This window comes from Paenisporosarcina antarctica, from assembly GCF_004367585.1.
GTDB lineage: Bacteria > Bacillota > Bacilli > Bacillales_A > Planococcaceae > Paenisporosarcina > Paenisporosarcina antarctica.
In genome coordinates, this window is the sequence record NZ_CP038015.1 from 1,158,042 (window position 1) to 1,173,896 (window position 15,855).

Here is a 15,855-nt window from a genome sequence, read left to right on the forward strand (position 1 = left end):
TTTTGTATGATAGGGTAAATGAGTGGTCTGACCACTTTGAAATAAATGGAAGTTCGGGGAATTGATATGACCAATCAATCAAAAAAAATGTTTTTACAAATCGTTCGTGAACTGCGCCTTCTTATTCAAAATGAAAACATCCGACAAGGGGAGAAACTTCCCTCTGAACGAGAATTAGCGGAACGACTCCAAGTAGGGAGATCGACCGTTCGAGAAGCTCTACGCAGTCTAGAACTCTTAGGCTTAATTGAAACCAGACGTGGAGAAGGGACTTTTCTAACAGATTTTCGTAAACATAAACTAGTTGATGTTTTATCAACATTTATTATGCAAGACCCCAAAGCGTTGCAAGATGTTCATATCACACGCGAGTTACATGAAAAAGAAGCAATCCGTATTGTTGCGGGGTCAACAAAACTCAATCAACTACCTGTATGGACGAGCTTACTAAAACAATTGCATGAACATGGAACTATAGTACGAGAGGATTTGATTCGTGAAATTCTCATTTCCAGCAATAATCGTTTGTCACTGAAAATGTGGTTTTTATTAAAGCAATACGGTGAAGAGCCATATCAAGGGAATACAGAAATAGAAGAAATTGATTATATTCAAGACATACTAATGGCTATTTTAGATGGTGAGATTGAACGGGCTATCACTTCATATACAGCTTGGACAATTTGGTTATCACAAGGGAGAGAGACTTCATGATTCGTGATATATTTTCAAGAAATCGCAAAAAAAAATATGCAACAATTCCAAATGATGCATCAAAATCCGATGTACCAGAAGGCATAATGACTAAATGTCCAGAATGTAAACATATTGGCTTAACGAAAGATTTACTGAAAAACAAAAAAGTGTGTCCGACATGCGAACATCATTATAAAATGACTGCTTATGAACGTGTGGATATTATCTTGGATGAAGGAACTTTTGTTTCAATGGACGACCATTTAGGAACAGTTAATCCTCTTAATTTTCCGGGTTATACAGATAAGATTAAGTCAGACAGTGAAAAAACAGGATTAAATGAAGCTGTATTAACTGGTAATGGTTTGCTTGATGGACGCAAAGTTGTGGTAGCAATTATGGACGCCCATTTCCGTATGGGGTCAATGGGTTCTGTTGTTGGAGAAAAAATTACTCGAGCTATTGAAGATGCAACAAAGCAAAGAATACCATTTATTATTTTTACGGCTAGCGGAGGAGCAAGAATGCAAGAAGGCGTCCTTTCGTTAATGCAAATGGCTAAAACGAGTGTTGCACTTAAGCGTCATAGTGAAAAAGGGCATTTATTTATATCTATTTTGACACATCCTACTACTGGTGGTGTTTCTGCAAGTTTTGCGTCCATCGGTGACATAAATTTAGCGGAACCAAAAGCATTAATTGGTTTTGCTGGTCGACGTGTGATTGAACAGACTGTTCGTGAAAAACTTCCAGAGAATTTCCAAACTTCTGAATTCTTATTAGCACATGGTCAACTTGATGCAGTGGTTCATCGTTCTTCAATGAAAGAAACAGTATCCACGCTTGTGAAGCTTCATTCGAAAGGAGACAAATAATATGGTTAAAACACTTCCTTTTGAAGAACCTGTCATTCAACTTCGCGATAAGATCAGTGAGTTAAAAGATTTCACTTCAAATGCAGAGGTCGATATGACGACTGAAATTCAACATTTAGAGGATAGGCTTCAAAAATTGGAAACGGATATTTATGTCAATATGCAACCTTGGGACAGAGTCCAAGTCGCCCGACATCCAGAAAGACCTACTACGCTTGACTACATTCGTGAAATATTCACGGATTTTATAGAGCTTCATGGAGACCGTAGTTACGGAGATGACGAAGCTATCGTTGGCGGCATTGCTGCATTTAATGGCTTACCGATTACCATCATAGGTCATCAACGTGGAAAAGATACGAAAGATAATATTCGACGTAACTTTGGTATGCCACATCCTGAAGGTTATCGAAAAGCGCTACGTTTAATGAAACAAGCTGAAAAATTTGGACGTCCAATTATATGCTTAATTGATACAAAAGGTGCTTATCCAGGGAAAGCAGCAGAAGAGCGGGGACAAAGTGAGGCTATTGCGCGCAACTTATTTGAGATGGCCGGTCTAAAAGTTCCTGTTATTAGTGTCGTCATTGGCGAAGGTGGAAGTGGTGGAGCATTAGCACTAGGCGTAGCAAACCACATTCATATGTTAGAAAACTCTACGTACTCCGTTATTTCGCCTGAAGGGGCAGCTACAATATTATGGAAAAACTCTGCACTTGCAAAACAAGCCGCAGAAGCAATGAAAATAACAGCGCCTGATTTAAAAAAGATGGGTATAGTAGATGAAATCATACAAGAATCAGTAGGTGGAGCACACCGTGATTCAAAACAACAAGCAATCTTTTTAAAAGAAGCATTGGAACGTTCAATTGAAACATTAAGTCAATTAAGCGAAGAAGAATTAGTCGATAACCGTTATAATAAATTTAAATCAATTGGTGAATTCACAGAATGAGGATGCGCTTGTCGCACCCTCTTTTTTTGTTACTGACAAACATAATTCAAACGTGGTAATGTGAGTATAGGAATAGGTAAATGTAAAGGAGGACACTTAATTGAAAAGAATCGGTGTTTTAACAAGTGGTGGGGATGCACCAGGCATGAATGCTGCCGTGCGTGCAGTAGTCAGAAAAGCTATATATCATGAAATAGAAGTTATGGGAATCTACAATGGCTACCAAGGTTTAATAGATGGAAAAATCGTGCAGCTTGATTTAGGTTCTGTTGGAGATATTATTCAACGAGGAGGCACAAAATTATATTCAGCCCGATGTCCAGAGTTTTTGACTGAAGAAGGACAACAAAAAGCCATAGCTCAAATGAAGAAGCATGGTATTGAAGGTTTAGTGGTTATTGGCGGAGATGGATCTTATCGGGGAGCAATGGCTCTAACATCTAAAGGATTACCGAGCATAGGGGTACCTGGGACGATTGACAATGATATTCCTGGTACAGATTATACAATTGGCTTTGATACAGCTCTCAATACTGTTATAGAAGCTATCGATAAGATCCGAGACACTGCAACTTCACATGAACGAACATTTATTATTGAAGTAATGGGTCGAGATGCAGGTGATTTGGCTTTATGGGCAGGTTTAGCAGGTGGGGCAGAAACAATTGTGATTCCTGAAGTACAGTTTAATCTAGAAGATATATTACTACGACTACGCAGTGGACATGAACGTGGCAAAAAACATAGCATTATTATCGTCTCTGAAGGTGTCATGAGTGCCAATGAATTTTCGAAAATATTAAAAGAACATATCGACATTGAAATTAGAGTTTCTGTACTGGGACATATACAACGAGGTGGAACACCAACAGCTCGTGATCGTGTGTTAGCTAGCCTTTTTGGGGCTCGAGCAGTTGAAATGTTAATGGAAGGTCGTGGAGGTCTTGCCATTGGCATGCGTAATCATCAAGTGGTAGAATACTCAATGACAGAAGCTTTCCAAGGTAAGCGTAAAGCGGATTTATCAATGTATAAATTATCTAAAGAATTATCCATTTAGTGTAAAGAGAGGATACAACAATGCGAAAAACAAAAATTGTATGTACAATCGGTCCAGCTAGTGAAACTCCAGAAATACTTGAACAATTGATTGAAGCAGGAATGAATGTAGCTCGTTTAAACTTTTCTCATGGAAATCACGAAGAACACGGGATACGTATTACGCGTATTCGCGAGGCTTCTAAGAAAACCGGGAAAATTGTGGGCATCTTATTAGATACAAAAGGTCCAGAAATTCGCACGCATCAAATGGAAAACGATGCAATAGAATTAGTATCAGGCCAATCTATAGCTATTTCAATGACTGAAGTTTTGGGAACAACTGAATTGTTCTCAATCACATATAACCAATTAATTGAAGATGTTAGTAAAAACTCCATCATTTTATTAGATGATGGATTAATTGAACTTAGAGTGTCTAGTGTAGATTTAGCCTCAGGGTTGATTCATACCGTAGTAAACAATTCTGGTACTCTAAAAAATAAAAAAGGAGTTAACGTACCAGGAGTTTCTGTACAACTTCCTGGAATTACGGATAAAGACAAGCAAGATATTTTATTCGGTATTGAACAAGGTGTTGACTTTGTTGCTGCTTCATTCGTTCGTCGTGCAAAAGATGTTATGGAAATCCGTGAATTGCTTGAAAGAAATGACGGTGGATACATTCAAATTATTCCGAAAATCGAGAACCAAGAAGGTGTCGATAACATTGATGCCATTATATTAGTATCGGATGGGTTAATGGTTGCTCGTGGAGATTTAGGGGTAGAAATACCAGCTGAAGAAGTACCTTTAGTGCAAAAAAGCTTAATCAGTAAATGTAATCAAGCAGGAAAACCAGTAATTACTGCGACACAAATGTTAGATTCTATGCAACGTAATCCACGTCCTACGCGAGCAGAAGCTAGCGATGTAGCAAACGCTATCTTTGATGGTACAGATGCCATTATGCTATCGGGTGAGACTGCAGCAGGCCTTTACCCAGTAGAATCTGTAAGAACAATGGACAAAATTGCAATTCGTACTGAGGATGCACTCGATTATCGTGCGATTGTTTCAGCGAAAAGTAAATCCAATAAAGTTAGTATGACAGATGCGATCGGTCAAGCTGTAGCACATACGTCTATTAATTTAAAAGCTAAAGCTATTATTGCTCCTACTGAAAGTGGCCATACAGCGAAAATGATTTCTAAATACCGTCAAGGTGCTCCAATCATTGCTGTTACTTCTACTGAAAGACCATCTCGTAAATTGACACTTGTTTGGGGCGTTTACCCAATTGTTGCTCAAAAAGTTGGTTCAACTGATGAAATTTTAGAACTTTCAGTTGAAGAAAGTTTGAAACATAATTACGTTAAACATGGTGATCTGGTCATTATTACTGCAGGTGTGCCTGTAGGAGAAGCTGGTACTACAAACTTGATGAAAGTTCATTTAATAGGCGATATTGTAGCAAAAGGACAAGGTATCGGAAAAATGGTTGCATTCGGACGTACTGTTGTGGCAAATAATGCTCAAGAAGCATTAAATGTTGATACAACCGATGCTATTTTAGTTACTATTGGTTCTGACCGTGATATGATGCCTGCTATACACAAATGTGCTGGACTCATTACAGAAGAAGGTGGACTAACTAGTCATGCTGCTGTTGTGGGGTTAAGCCTTGGTATTCCAGTAATTGTTGGTGTGAAAAATGCCACAAAACTGATTGAAAATGGTCAGGATGTCACGATGGACGCAGAATCTGGTGTTATTTATTCGGGTCTTGCAAGTGTTTTATAATTTTTAATAAAAAGAAAAAGCCTCAACGCAGAAGTGTTGAGGCCTTTTTTTAGGAGATGACGAAAATGAAATGGTTAGTGTTAATTTTAATCGTCGTGCCTGTGATCGAGATTGGAATATTATTATGGGCCGGGAATACATTAGGTGTTCTGCCAACGATATTAATAATTCTTGGAACTGGTATTCTTGGAGCATTTTTAGCCAAAATGCAAGGGTTAAAAGCCATTAGAGATGTACAAATGCAGATGAAAAACTTACAAGCTCCTGGTGATGCTATGGTCAATGCTTTGTTTGTATTCGCAGGTGGTATTATGTTATTATCACCAGGGTTTGTGACCGATATATTTGGTTTCTTGTTTTTATTTTCACCAACAAGACAGTTATTTAAGCCCATTGTTTACAAGTGGATACGTTCAAAAATGAAAAAAGGGCAATTGATAGTTATGTAAACCATTTATGTTGCCTGAAATGTACTGCAGCAAGTAATAAAAATGGACTTAGTAATATCCCGGGAACTCCGAATAGTAAGAGGGAACATGCACTAATGAAAAAAACATGCACCGCTCGTATGTGCATAGTATTTGCCCATAGAAACGACTCAAATAACTGTCGACTTAGCAAGATAAATGCATAAAGTAATAGTATGATGATTCCTAGAGTTGTTTGCTGTGTTAAAATGAAGTAAACAGCCATCGGGATTAAAAATACGCCTGTCCCTACAAAAGGCATGAAATCAGCAAAAGAAATTAGAAATGCAAGTCCAATTGGTGAGGAAAATTGCATCGCATAAAACCCGATAGTAAGTTGCAAGAAAGTTAATAAAAATAATTTGATCTCTACTTTAGTAAACTTCTCAAAAAGATCCGTTGCACTTAGAAATAATGGCTTTAAGGTCTTTCTTGTTCTAGACGGAATATAAATAAAGAACCAGGTCCGAGATTTCAATGACTCTTGTAAAGCGAAGAAGAGAGCAACTAAAAATACGAAGGTTTCCACAAATTGTTCTGGTAGATGTTGGATGAATAATGTTATTTTTTTAAGTAAGCTCTCACTCACCATTGATAAACCCTCAATGACAGATTGCCAATTTGCTTTATTTGCATAAAGTAATACTTCTTCTAGATGAAACCGAAATGGATAAACTATTTCAAAGAGTTCTTTAACTACTAAAGTTGCTACAAGTATGATAAATGCCAACAACGCGCATTCAAAAAAAAGAGCGGTTATCCATCTAGGTAACCGACTAACTTTTTGAAACGAATAAACTATGGGGTATGAAAAATAAGCAATTAATATAGCGACGGTTACGGGGTAGATAAGCCAAGCAAGAATTACAATTACAACAATTGGAAGCCATTTCTTTAATAAACTTTCAATGTTTGCATACACTTTTCGACCTCCAAAGGTTGTATTTTTAAGATCTAGTCCCAGTTGCCTCGTTTAGACCCAATTTTTCTACTTCGTGACAAAATTTCATGAATTCAGTGAAAATTTTCGAAAAAAGAGCGTTTTCATTCACAAAGTAGTCAAAAATGATTATAATAACTATGTAGGCGATTAATAAAAAAGGTTCACTATGAGCAGATGAGCCATCATACTGCATTTTTTTTGTGGATGATGAAATTAAACAGTAGAGGGAGAGATACTTATGACATCAACAAAAGGTCTTGAAGGAGTGGTAGCAACACAATCAGCTATCAGTTCTATCATTGATGACACACTTACATACGTAGGCTATGATATTGACGATTTAGCTGAACATGCAAGTTTTGAAGAAGTAATTTACTTGCTATGGCACAAACGATTACCTAAAGCAGATGAATTGCTTGAACTTAAACAACAATTAGCGGATAATATGGCAGTTCCTCAAGAGGTTCTTAACCACTTTAAAACATATCCAATTGATAAAGTACACCCAATGACAGCTCTTCGTACATCAGTATCTATACTTGGATTGTATGATGAAAATGCAGAAGATATGTCTGTTGAAGCGAACTACTTGAAAGCCATTCAACTTCAAGCAAAAATGTCGACTTTAATTACAGCTTTTGCTCGTGTTCGTAAAGGACAAGATCCAATTGCTCCAAAAAGTGATTTAAGTTATGCAGCAAACTTCTTATACATGCTTAATGGTACAGTTCCTGAAGCTATTGAAGAAGAAGCTTTCAATAAAGCATTAGTACTGCATGCAGACCATGAATTAAATGCCTCAACATTTACAGCACGTGTTTGTGTGGCTACACTATCAGATGTTTATTCTGGTGTCGTTGCAGCACTTGGTGCTCTTAAAGGTCCTCTTCACGGTGGAGCAAACGAGCAAGTGATGAAGATGTTAATGGAAATTGGTTCAGTTGAAAACGTTGAACCTTATATAAATAATAAATTAAATAACAAAGAAAAAATCATGGGCTTTGGTCACCGTGTTTACGAAAAAGGGGATCCACGTGCAAAACACTTACGTGAAATGTCTCAGAAATTAACAAAAATTCGTGGAGAAGAAAAATGGTACGAGATGTCAATTAAAATTGATGAAATCGTAACAGGCCAAAAAAATCTACCACCAAATGTTGATTTTTATTCAGCGTCAGTCTATCATTCTTTAAATATTGACCACGACTTATTTACACCGGTCTTTGCTGTATCGCGTGTTTCTGGATGGTTAGCACATATATTAGAACAATATTCTAATAACCGCTTAATCCGTCCGCGTGCTGAATACATCGGACCTGGTATGCAAAAATATGTACCAGTTGAAAAACGCTAGATTTTTAAAAAAACTAATTAGGGCTTTACTTTTTTAAAAGTACAAGCCCTACGATTATGCTTATAGGAGGAAATTATTAATGACAAACGGTGGCAAAATTACAGTTGAAAATGGTGTACTTAATGTACCAAACAATCCAATCATTCCTTATATTGAAGGAGACGGAATTGGTGCAGATATCTGGGTTGCATCTGCAAACGTATTAGAAGCTTCAGTTAAAAAAGCATACAACGGTGAGAAATCAATCGTATGGAAAGAAGTATTAGCTGGTGAAAAAGCATTTAACCAAACGGGTGAATGGTTACCTAATGAAACTTTAGATGTAATTCGTGAGTATTTAATCGCAATTAAAGGGCCTTTAACGACACCAATTGGTGGAGGTTTCCGCTCTTTAAACGTTGCTTTGCGTCAAGAGTTAGATTTATATGCTTGTGTACGTCCAGTTCGTTACTTTGATGGTGTACCTTCTCCGGTAAAACGTCCTGAAGATACAGACATGGTTATTTTCCGTGAAAATACAGAAGATATTTACGCTGGTATTGAGTTCGCACAAGGTTCTGATGAAGCTAAAAAAATAATTGATTTTCTACAAAACGAGATGGGTACTAAAAATATTCGATTCCCAGAAACTTCTGGAATCGGTATTAAGCCGATATCTGAAGAAGGAACAAAGCGTTTAGTGCGTGCTGCACTTACTTATATCTTTAAAGAAGGCCGCCAGTCTTTAACAATTGTTCATAAAGGAAATATCATGAAGTTTACTGAAGGAGCTTTCAAAACTTGGGCTTACGAAGTTGCTGAACAAGAATTTGGTGATCAAACGTTCACTTGGAACCAATATGATCAAATTAAAGCTGAACAAGGTGCACAAGCTGCAGACAAAGCGCAAACTGAGGCATTAGCTTCAGGTAAAATTCTTGTAAAAGATTCAATTGCTGATATCTTCTTACAACAGATTTTAACTCGTCCAAAAGAATTTGACGTAGTAGCAACAATGAACTTAAATGGTGATTACATTTCTGATGCACTTGCTGCACAAGTGGGTGGAATTGGTATTGCACCAGGAGCAAACATTAACTACTTAACTGGACATGCTATTTTTGAAGCTACTCATGGTACTGCTCCTAAATATGCAGGTTTAGATAAAGTTAACCCATCATCTTTAATCCTTTCAGGTGTACTAATGCTTGAGCATCTTGGTTGGACAGAAGCTGCTAAGTTAGTAATGGATTCTATGGAAAAAACAATTTCTTCTAAAGTTGTAACTTATGACTTTGCCCGTTTAATGGATGGTGCTACTGAAGTGAAATGTTCAGAGTTCGCTAACGAATTAATTAAAAACCTGTAAGAAAAGATTAAGTAAGCTTAAGGAGGGTTTCGACCCTCTTTACATATGAACAAAGTGGGGGGTTCTTATTACAATGAAACGTAAAAAGATTTCAGTTATCGGTTCTGGTTTTACAGGAGCTACAACAGCATTCTTTCTAGCTCAAAAGGAATTAGGAGACGTTGTTTTAGTTGATATTCCACAAATGGAAAGCCCAACAAAAGGAAAAGCTCTTGATATGTTAGAAGCAGCTCCAGTTCAAGGATTTGATGCAAATATTACTGGTACTTCTAACTATGAAGATACGAAAGACTCAGATATCGTTATTATTACAGCAGGTATTGCTCGTAAACCAGGTATGAGTCGTGACGATTTGGTTCAAACAAACCAAAAAATAATGAAAATGGTTACTGCTGAAGTAGCTAAATACTCTCCAAACACAATAATTATTGTGTTGACAAACCCAGTAGATGCAATGACTTACACAGCATATAAAGAATCAGGGTTTCCGAAAGAACGCGTAATCGGTCAATCAGGTGTACTTGATTCAGCACGTTTCCGTACATTTGTAGCACAAGAATTAAACATGTCTGTTAAAGACATCACTGGTTTTGTTCTTGGAGGCCACGGTGACGATATGGTTCCTTTAGTACGCTATTCACACGCAGGTGGAATTCCTTTGGAAACATTGATACCAAAAGAACGTTTAGCTGAAATTGTAGATCGCACACGTAAAGGTGGAGCAGAAATCGTGAACCTTCTTGGTAACGGTTCAGCTTACTATGCACCAGCTGCATCTTTAGTTGAAATGGCTGAAGCGATTCTAAAGGACCAACGTCGTGTATTACCGTCAATCGCTTTCCTTGAAGGTGAATATGGTTTACACGGAATTTACCTTGGTGTACCTACAATTCTTGGAGCTGGTGGAATTGAAAAAATTATCGAACTTGACTTAACTGAAGCTGAAAAAGTTGAGTTAAATAAATCGGTAGAGTCTGTAAAGAAAGTAATGAAAATATTAGCTTAAGTCTCAAAAGTTGAAAACTTCACTTTAGTGCTTGAAGCAGAAAAATCGAGCAGGAAATCCCTGCTCGATTTTTTTTTTACTTATTGATACTATGAAGGTAGACATGAACTAAGGGGGCCATTTTATGATACTTGGGAAAAAACGCAAACTCGGAAGAAAAGTCGAAGAAATGTCAGTAGGAGAAAAGCTCAAACTGACAGAGAAAATTGAAGACAAAGATTTACTTTTGTATTTAGGTTTAACAAATGACGGAAATCCATTGTATATTCAACATGATTTTGCTTCTCAAACATCCTATGGTAAACCAATCGTTCCAGCCATTATGCTAACTGGAATAGTTACTTCTGCAATTTCTAAATACTTACCAGGTCCGGGTTCACACATTGTAGAACAACATTTGAAATTCCTGAAACCTGTGTATCATTACACTACCATTGATTTTTTATTACAAGTTATATCTGTGGATGTAGAGAAGAACTTGGTGGAAATAGAAGTGACTGCTATTAATGAAGATGGAGATACAGTGATTGAAGGGAAAATTACTTCAACACCTCCACGTTTAGAAAATCAATTAACATCTCAAGCAATGGACAATTTTTAAATAGTCTTTTCGGTTTAAGATGGGGGTTTTAAATCGATTGTGGAGGCCAAAAGATGATGAAGAAAATTCTTGTAGTAGATGATGAAAGTTCAATTGTAACTTTACTTCAATACAATTTAGAGCTAGCAGGTTTCAACGTAGAAACTGCGAGCGATGGTCTAGAAGGATACAATGCTGTTTTGGAAAGAAAACCTGATCTGATTGTCCTTGATTTAATGCTTCCAAAAATGGATGGCATGGAAGTGTGCAAAGCTTTGCGTCTACAAAAAATTAATACACCAATCATTATGCTAACGGCAAAAGATGATGAATTTGATAAAGTATTAGGACTTGAGTTGGGTGCAGATGACTATATGACAAAGCCATTCAGTCCAAGAGAAGTGACTGCACGAGTCAAAGCAGTATTAAGAAGGTCGAAAGTTTCCAATGAAGAAACAATGCAAAAAGTGAAGGATAAAGCTTTTGAATTTGGTTCATTGCGTGTGTATCCAGAACGATTTGAAGTGTTTTTACATGATGAAACATTAGAATTCACCCCGAAAGAATTTGAACTCCTTGTATACCTAATGGAAAATAAAAATCGCGTGATGACACGCGACCAATTGTTAAGTGCTGTTTGGAACTATGATTTTGCCGGCGATACTCGAATTGTTGATGTTCATATTAGTCATCTCAGAGACAAAATTGAAGATAATAGTCGTAAACCAATATTTATAAAAACAATTCGAGGTCTTGGATATAAATTTGAGGAGCCTAAAATGGTATGAAATCTCTTCAAGGGAAATTAATCTTAGCTTTCACATTATTAATGGGTTCGATTTTTGCTGGCTTAGGCATCGTATTAAGTCAGCTTTTTCCTGTTTATGTGGAGCAATCGGTGAAGTCAAATGCCATTGAAAAAGCAGGAGAAATTTCGAACATTATAGAGCAAGCAAATATTACAGTAAATGATGCTCTAAAAGATGAGATTACTTTGGTACTTTCTAGTGACCCTAATGGTAGCGATTTTTATGATATTCGAAAAAAACTATGGCAGGTATTGTTAATTGTTTTACTTGGTGCATTTATCATCACCATTATGCTTTTCTATCGTCTGACAAAACGTCATGCACAACCTATTGATAATGTTACGGAAGTAGCTATAGAACTTGCTAAAGGTAATTATCGAGCGAGAGCGTATGAAGACGATTTATTAAGTACTGCACAACTTAGTACTTCAATAAATATACTTGCACGAAATTTACAAGAATTATTTAAAGTTCGTGAAATGGAAAAGGAACGTTTAAATACACTCATTGAAAATATGGGGAGTGCATTAATGATGATTGACCGGGATGGTCAGATTAGCATTGTAAACAAACCATTTGTCGATCAATTTGATTTTAGTGCACATGACGTTCAAGATGAATTATTTAAAAGTGTTGGTCTACCAAAAGAGTTGGAAAAGTTCATTGATTATGTCTTTTTAATGGAAGCATCTTCCCGTAAGCAAATGACGCTCGTTATTCAACAGGACATCAAACATATGGAAGTATACGGTGCACCAGTTATCGGAGAACATGGACGTTGGTTAGGTGTTGTAATCGTCATGCATGATATTTCTGATCTAGTTAGGCTTGAACAAATTAGAAAAGACTTTGTAGCAAATGTATCCCATGAGCTTCGCACCCCAATTACATCGATTAAAGGATTCTCTGAAACATTGCTTGATGGAGCAATGAAAGATGAGAAGACGTTGTTATCCTTTTTAGAAATTATCTATAAAGAAAGCAATCGATTGCAAATGTTAATTCAAGATTTACTCGAACTTTCGAAGATTGAACAACATGGTTTTTCTGTAGATCTTGTTAAAACGAATTTGCAAGAAGTGATGATGCGTGCAGCCGAAATGATGAGTCCTCGTATTGATGAAAAGGACATGACTTTTGTAACAAATATGAAGAGCGATGTAGTTGTTAATGGAGACATGAATCGTTTAATACAAGTGGTAATGAATTTATTAGCAAATGCGATCACATATTCAGCAGAAAAGACTTCTGTTTATTTATCACTTCATGAAAGTGAAACACATGGAATCATAATTATTCGTGATGAAGGAATTGGTATGGATAAAACAGAGATTCCTCGTATTTTTGAACGCTTTTATCGTATTGACCGAGCAAGAAGTCGTAATTCTGGGGGGACTGGATTAGGACTTGCAATTGTCAAACATTTAATTGAAGCTCATAATGGTCGAATTTTTGTTGAGAGTGAACCTGGGAAAGGTACCCAATTTAAAATACTAATCCCTAAAAATCACGCAACTTAACATATTCTTTACATTTTCTTCATGGTAAGTTCATAGTGCTTTGATAAGATACTTAAGAACCCCCTTACAACCGCATTTGGCAGAAAAAAGAGTTCTCTTATGAGGACTCTTTTTTCGTGGAATAAGAAAGACTAGATATGATGATGTTTGGTAGGTATTACAATGAAATTTTTAGAAGTCAAGCTGGAAAATCACACTTATATTCAAAATAGATAAAATATGGAAATTTTGTTACAACCATTTATAGTAGGTATTGTATTATCTGATAGAGGTAAAAAATTTGTGAAAAACAAGTTTTTGAAACTTTATGAAGATATAAACGTAAAAACAACTAGAGAATAGAAAAGGGGAATTCATTTATGAGTGTGAAACGCTTATTATTGACGACAACTTTATCTTTAGTTGGTGTCATTGTAATTATTTCATTATTTACTACTTGGTTTACAGTTGATGAATCTGAGCAATCAGTTGTCATCACATTCGGTAAAGCAGGAGAGCCAATTTTAGAATCGGGCTTACATTTTAAGTTACCGTGGCCTATGCAAAAAGTAGAGATTTTGTCTAAAGAAACATTTAGTTTACAGTTTGGCTATAAACAAACTGCAGACGGTGAGATTGAGTCGTTTGATAACGAAACAAAAATGATTACAGGTGATGAAAACATTGTCTTAACAGATTTAGTTGTACAATGGAAAATTACCGATCCAGCAAAATATTTATTTAATGCAGAAGCTCCTAGAGAAATATTGTTAGATGCAACCTCTGCATCCATACGCTCGGTTATTGGGAGTTCATTAATTGATGAAGCTTTAACGTCTGGAAAAGCAGATATAGAAGCTCAAACTAGAGAATTACTTGCTACACTTATTGAAAAATATGATATTGGTATTTCTATTTTAGGAGTCAAACTTCAAGACGTGGAATTACCAAACGCAGAAGTTCGATCTGCCTTTACAGCAGTAACTGATGCTCGTGAAACAAAAAATACGAAAACGAATGAAGCAAAAAAATATCAAAATCAACGTGAAAGTGAAGCAATTGGGGAAATTGCGGCAATTGCTTCAAATGCTGAGGGTCAACGTACAGCACGTATCCAACAAGCAACAGGTGATGTGGCCGTGTTTAATAAGCTTTATGCAGAGTACCAAGACAATAAAGAAATTACGAGACAAAGACTAGTCATTGAAACACTTGAATCAGTATTACCGAATGCTCAACTTTATATCATGAATGATTCAGGTGAAACGGTGAAATACTTGCCGTTACAACAACCTGCTGCGGCAGTAGTACCACCTGTGACAACTGAGCAAGGAGACGATAACTGATGGATAAAAACAACCAAAACCCTTTTGAAAATATAGAACAACGAATCAACAATCACTTTAAGAAAAACAAAAAAATCCCAAAAACTAGTGAACCAGTTAACTTTAAAAAGCACATTAAAAAAATAATTACCTTTACAATCATATTTGCTGTCTTCGTTATATTGATTGCAAATGTTTATGTTGTGAAAGAAAATGAATACCGAGTGGTTCGTCAATTTGGTGAAGTGGTAGAAATTCGATTTGAACCCGGTATTTATATGAAAGTTCCATTCTTGCAAAATGTCACATCACTGCCACGTTACCAAATGACTTACAACGTGTCAGAGGCTGAGATCAACACGAAGGATAAAAAGCGAATTATCATTGATAATTATGCAGTATGGCGTATCACGAATCCAAAAGAAATGATTACCAATGCAGGAACATTATTAAATGCAGAAGCACGTATGGAAGAATTCATTTATTCTGTCGTTCGAACGGAGCTTGGTCAATTAGCCTATGATGAAATCATCAATGATGAAAATACATCTAGAGGTAGTTTAAATGATCGTGTTACGGAAAGAGTGAATGAGTTATTAAAAAGTGACAACTACGGTGTTGAAGTGATTGATGTTCGAATGAAACGTACAGATCTTCCTCCGGAAAATGAACAATCAGTATATACACGTATGATTTCCGAACGTGAATCCATTGCACAAAAGTATTTATCTGAGGGTGACGCAGATAAACGTACGATAGAGGCCGCTACAGATCGTAAAGTACAAGAAATGGTAGCGATTGCTAAAAAAGAAGCATCCATTATTACTGCTGAAGCAGAATCAGAAGCTGCAAAAATTTATAATGAATCGTTCTCAAAAGATCCAGAGTTTTATGCTCTATATCGAACACTGGAATCATATAAGAAAACAATAGGCAAAGACACCATGATTATTTTACCTTCTGACTCACCGTATGCGAAAATTCTTACAGGATATTTAGAATAGTAGAATTGATTGAAGCATCTCACATGAGGTGCTTTTTTTATGTATTACAACGTAATTAAATGACTCACTGTAGTAATGATTTTAATGGTGTTGTATATCTGACTCTTAACATAGAAAGTATGTAAGTAAAAGTGTTTAGGAGTGATTGTTTTG

General features: G+C 36.4%; 15 protein-coding genes. 14 read left to right on the forward strand and 1 reads right to left on the reverse strand.

Going from position 1 to position 15,855, the window contains the following annotated elements; all coding sequences use genetic code 11:
• Window positions 1-66: 66 nt before the first annotated feature.
• The 6 genes from E2636_RS05850 (at window position 67) to E2636_RS05875 (ending at window position 5,816) form a co-directional block, all read left to right on the forward strand.
• Window positions 67-714 (forward strand): FadR/GntR family transcriptional regulator, encoded by a 648-nt coding sequence (locus E2636_RS05850; RefSeq protein ID WP_134209368.1) that lies wholly within the window; start codon window positions 67-69, stop codon window positions 712-714.
• Window positions 711-1,571 (forward strand): acetyl-CoA carboxylase, carboxyltransferase subunit beta, encoded by an 861-nt coding sequence (accD, locus tag E2636_RS05855; protein WP_134209369.1) that lies wholly within the window; start codon window positions 711-713, stop codon window positions 1,569-1,571. Before E2636_RS05850 ends, accD begins: the two co-directional genes overlap by 4 nt.
• A gap of 1 nt (window position 1,572) precedes the next feature.
• Window positions 1,573-2,526, forward strand: coding sequence for an acetyl-CoA carboxylase carboxyl transferase subunit alpha (gene accA, locus E2636_RS05860; RefSeq protein ID WP_134209370.1), 954 nt, complete (start codon window positions 1,573-1,575; stop codon window positions 2,524-2,526).
• A gap of 100 nt (window positions 2,527-2,626) precedes the next feature.
• Window positions 2,627-3,586: a 6-phosphofructokinase gene (gene pfkA / locus E2636_RS05865; RefSeq protein ID WP_134209371.1), complete on the forward strand. Its 960-nt coding sequence runs from the start codon at window positions 2,627-2,629 to the stop codon at window positions 3,584-3,586.
• A 20-nt stretch (window positions 3,587-3,606) separates the two neighbouring features.
• Window positions 3,607-5,367: a pyruvate kinase gene (gene pyk / locus E2636_RS05870; protein ID WP_134209372.1), complete on the forward strand. Its 1,761-nt coding sequence runs from the start codon at window positions 3,607-3,609 to the stop codon at window positions 5,365-5,367.
• 65 nt (window positions 5,368-5,432) lie between these two features.
• The gene (locus tag E2636_RS05875) at window positions 5,433-5,816 is read left to right on the forward strand and encodes an FxsA family protein (protein WP_134209373.1); all 384 of its coding nucleotides are present in this window, start codon (window positions 5,433-5,435) and stop codon (window positions 5,814-5,816) included.
• On the opposite strand, the gene E2636_RS05880 is transcribed toward E2636_RS05875, so the two are convergent.
• Window positions 5,809-6,756, reverse strand: a complete 948-nt coding sequence (locus tag E2636_RS05880) for an AI-2E family transporter (protein WP_134209374.1) — start codon at window positions 6,754-6,756, stop codon at window positions 5,809-5,811. The genes E2636_RS05875 and E2636_RS05880 overlap by 8 nt on opposite strands.
• 259 nt (window positions 6,757-7,015) lie before the next feature.
• Between E2636_RS05880 and citZ the strand changes: the two genes are divergently transcribed.
• The 8 genes from citZ to hflC all read left to right on the forward strand — a co-directional run bounded on the left by citZ (window position 7,016) and on the right by hflC (window position 15,702).
• Window positions 7,016-8,131: a citrate synthase gene (gene citZ, locus E2636_RS05885; protein ID WP_134209375.1), complete on the forward strand. Its 1,116-nt coding sequence runs from the start codon at window positions 7,016-7,018 to the stop codon at window positions 8,129-8,131.
• A 79-nt stretch (window positions 8,132-8,210) separates the two neighbouring features.
• On the forward strand, window positions 8,211-9,479 hold the full coding sequence (gene icd, locus E2636_RS05890; RefSeq protein ID WP_017379910.1) for an NADP-dependent isocitrate dehydrogenase: 1,269 nt from the start codon (window positions 8,211-8,213) through the stop codon (window positions 9,477-9,479).
• Window positions 9,480-9,546: 67 nt separating this feature from the next.
• The gene (gene mdh, locus E2636_RS05895) at window positions 9,547-10,485 is read left to right on the forward strand and encodes a malate dehydrogenase (protein ID WP_134209376.1); all 939 of its coding nucleotides are present in this window, start codon (window positions 9,547-9,549) and stop codon (window positions 10,483-10,485) included.
• A 124-nt stretch (window positions 10,486-10,609) separates the two neighbouring features.
• On the forward strand, window positions 10,610-11,086 hold the full coding sequence (locus E2636_RS05900) for a MaoC/PaaZ C-terminal domain-containing protein (protein ID WP_134209377.1): 477 nt from the start codon (window positions 10,610-10,612) through the stop codon (window positions 11,084-11,086).
• A gap of 53 nt (window positions 11,087-11,139) precedes the next feature.
• Window positions 11,140-11,853 (forward strand): response regulator transcription factor, encoded by a 714-nt coding sequence (locus E2636_RS05905; protein WP_134209378.1) that lies wholly within the window; start codon window positions 11,140-11,142, stop codon window positions 11,851-11,853.
• Window positions 11,850-13,394 carry a two-component system histidine kinase PnpS gene (pnpS, locus tag E2636_RS05910; RefSeq protein ID WP_134209379.1) on the forward strand — a complete coding sequence of 515 codons (1,545 nt, stop codon included), beginning with the start codon at window positions 11,850-11,852 and terminating at the stop codon, window positions 13,392-13,394. The genes E2636_RS05905 and pnpS overlap by 4 nt, the downstream gene beginning before the upstream one ends.
• Window positions 13,395-13,753: 359 nt before the next feature.
• The gene (gene hflK / locus E2636_RS05915; protein ID WP_017379905.1) at window positions 13,754-14,719 is read left to right on the forward strand and encodes an FtsH protease activity modulator HflK; all 966 of its coding nucleotides are present in this window, start codon (window positions 13,754-13,756) and stop codon (window positions 14,717-14,719) included.
• Window positions 14,719-15,702 (forward strand): protease modulator HflC, encoded by a 984-nt coding sequence (gene hflC, locus E2636_RS05920; RefSeq protein ID WP_017379904.1) that lies wholly within the window; start codon window positions 14,719-14,721, stop codon window positions 15,700-15,702. The genes hflK and hflC overlap by 1 nt, the downstream gene beginning before the upstream one ends.
• Window positions 15,703-15,855 lie beyond the last annotated feature (153 nt).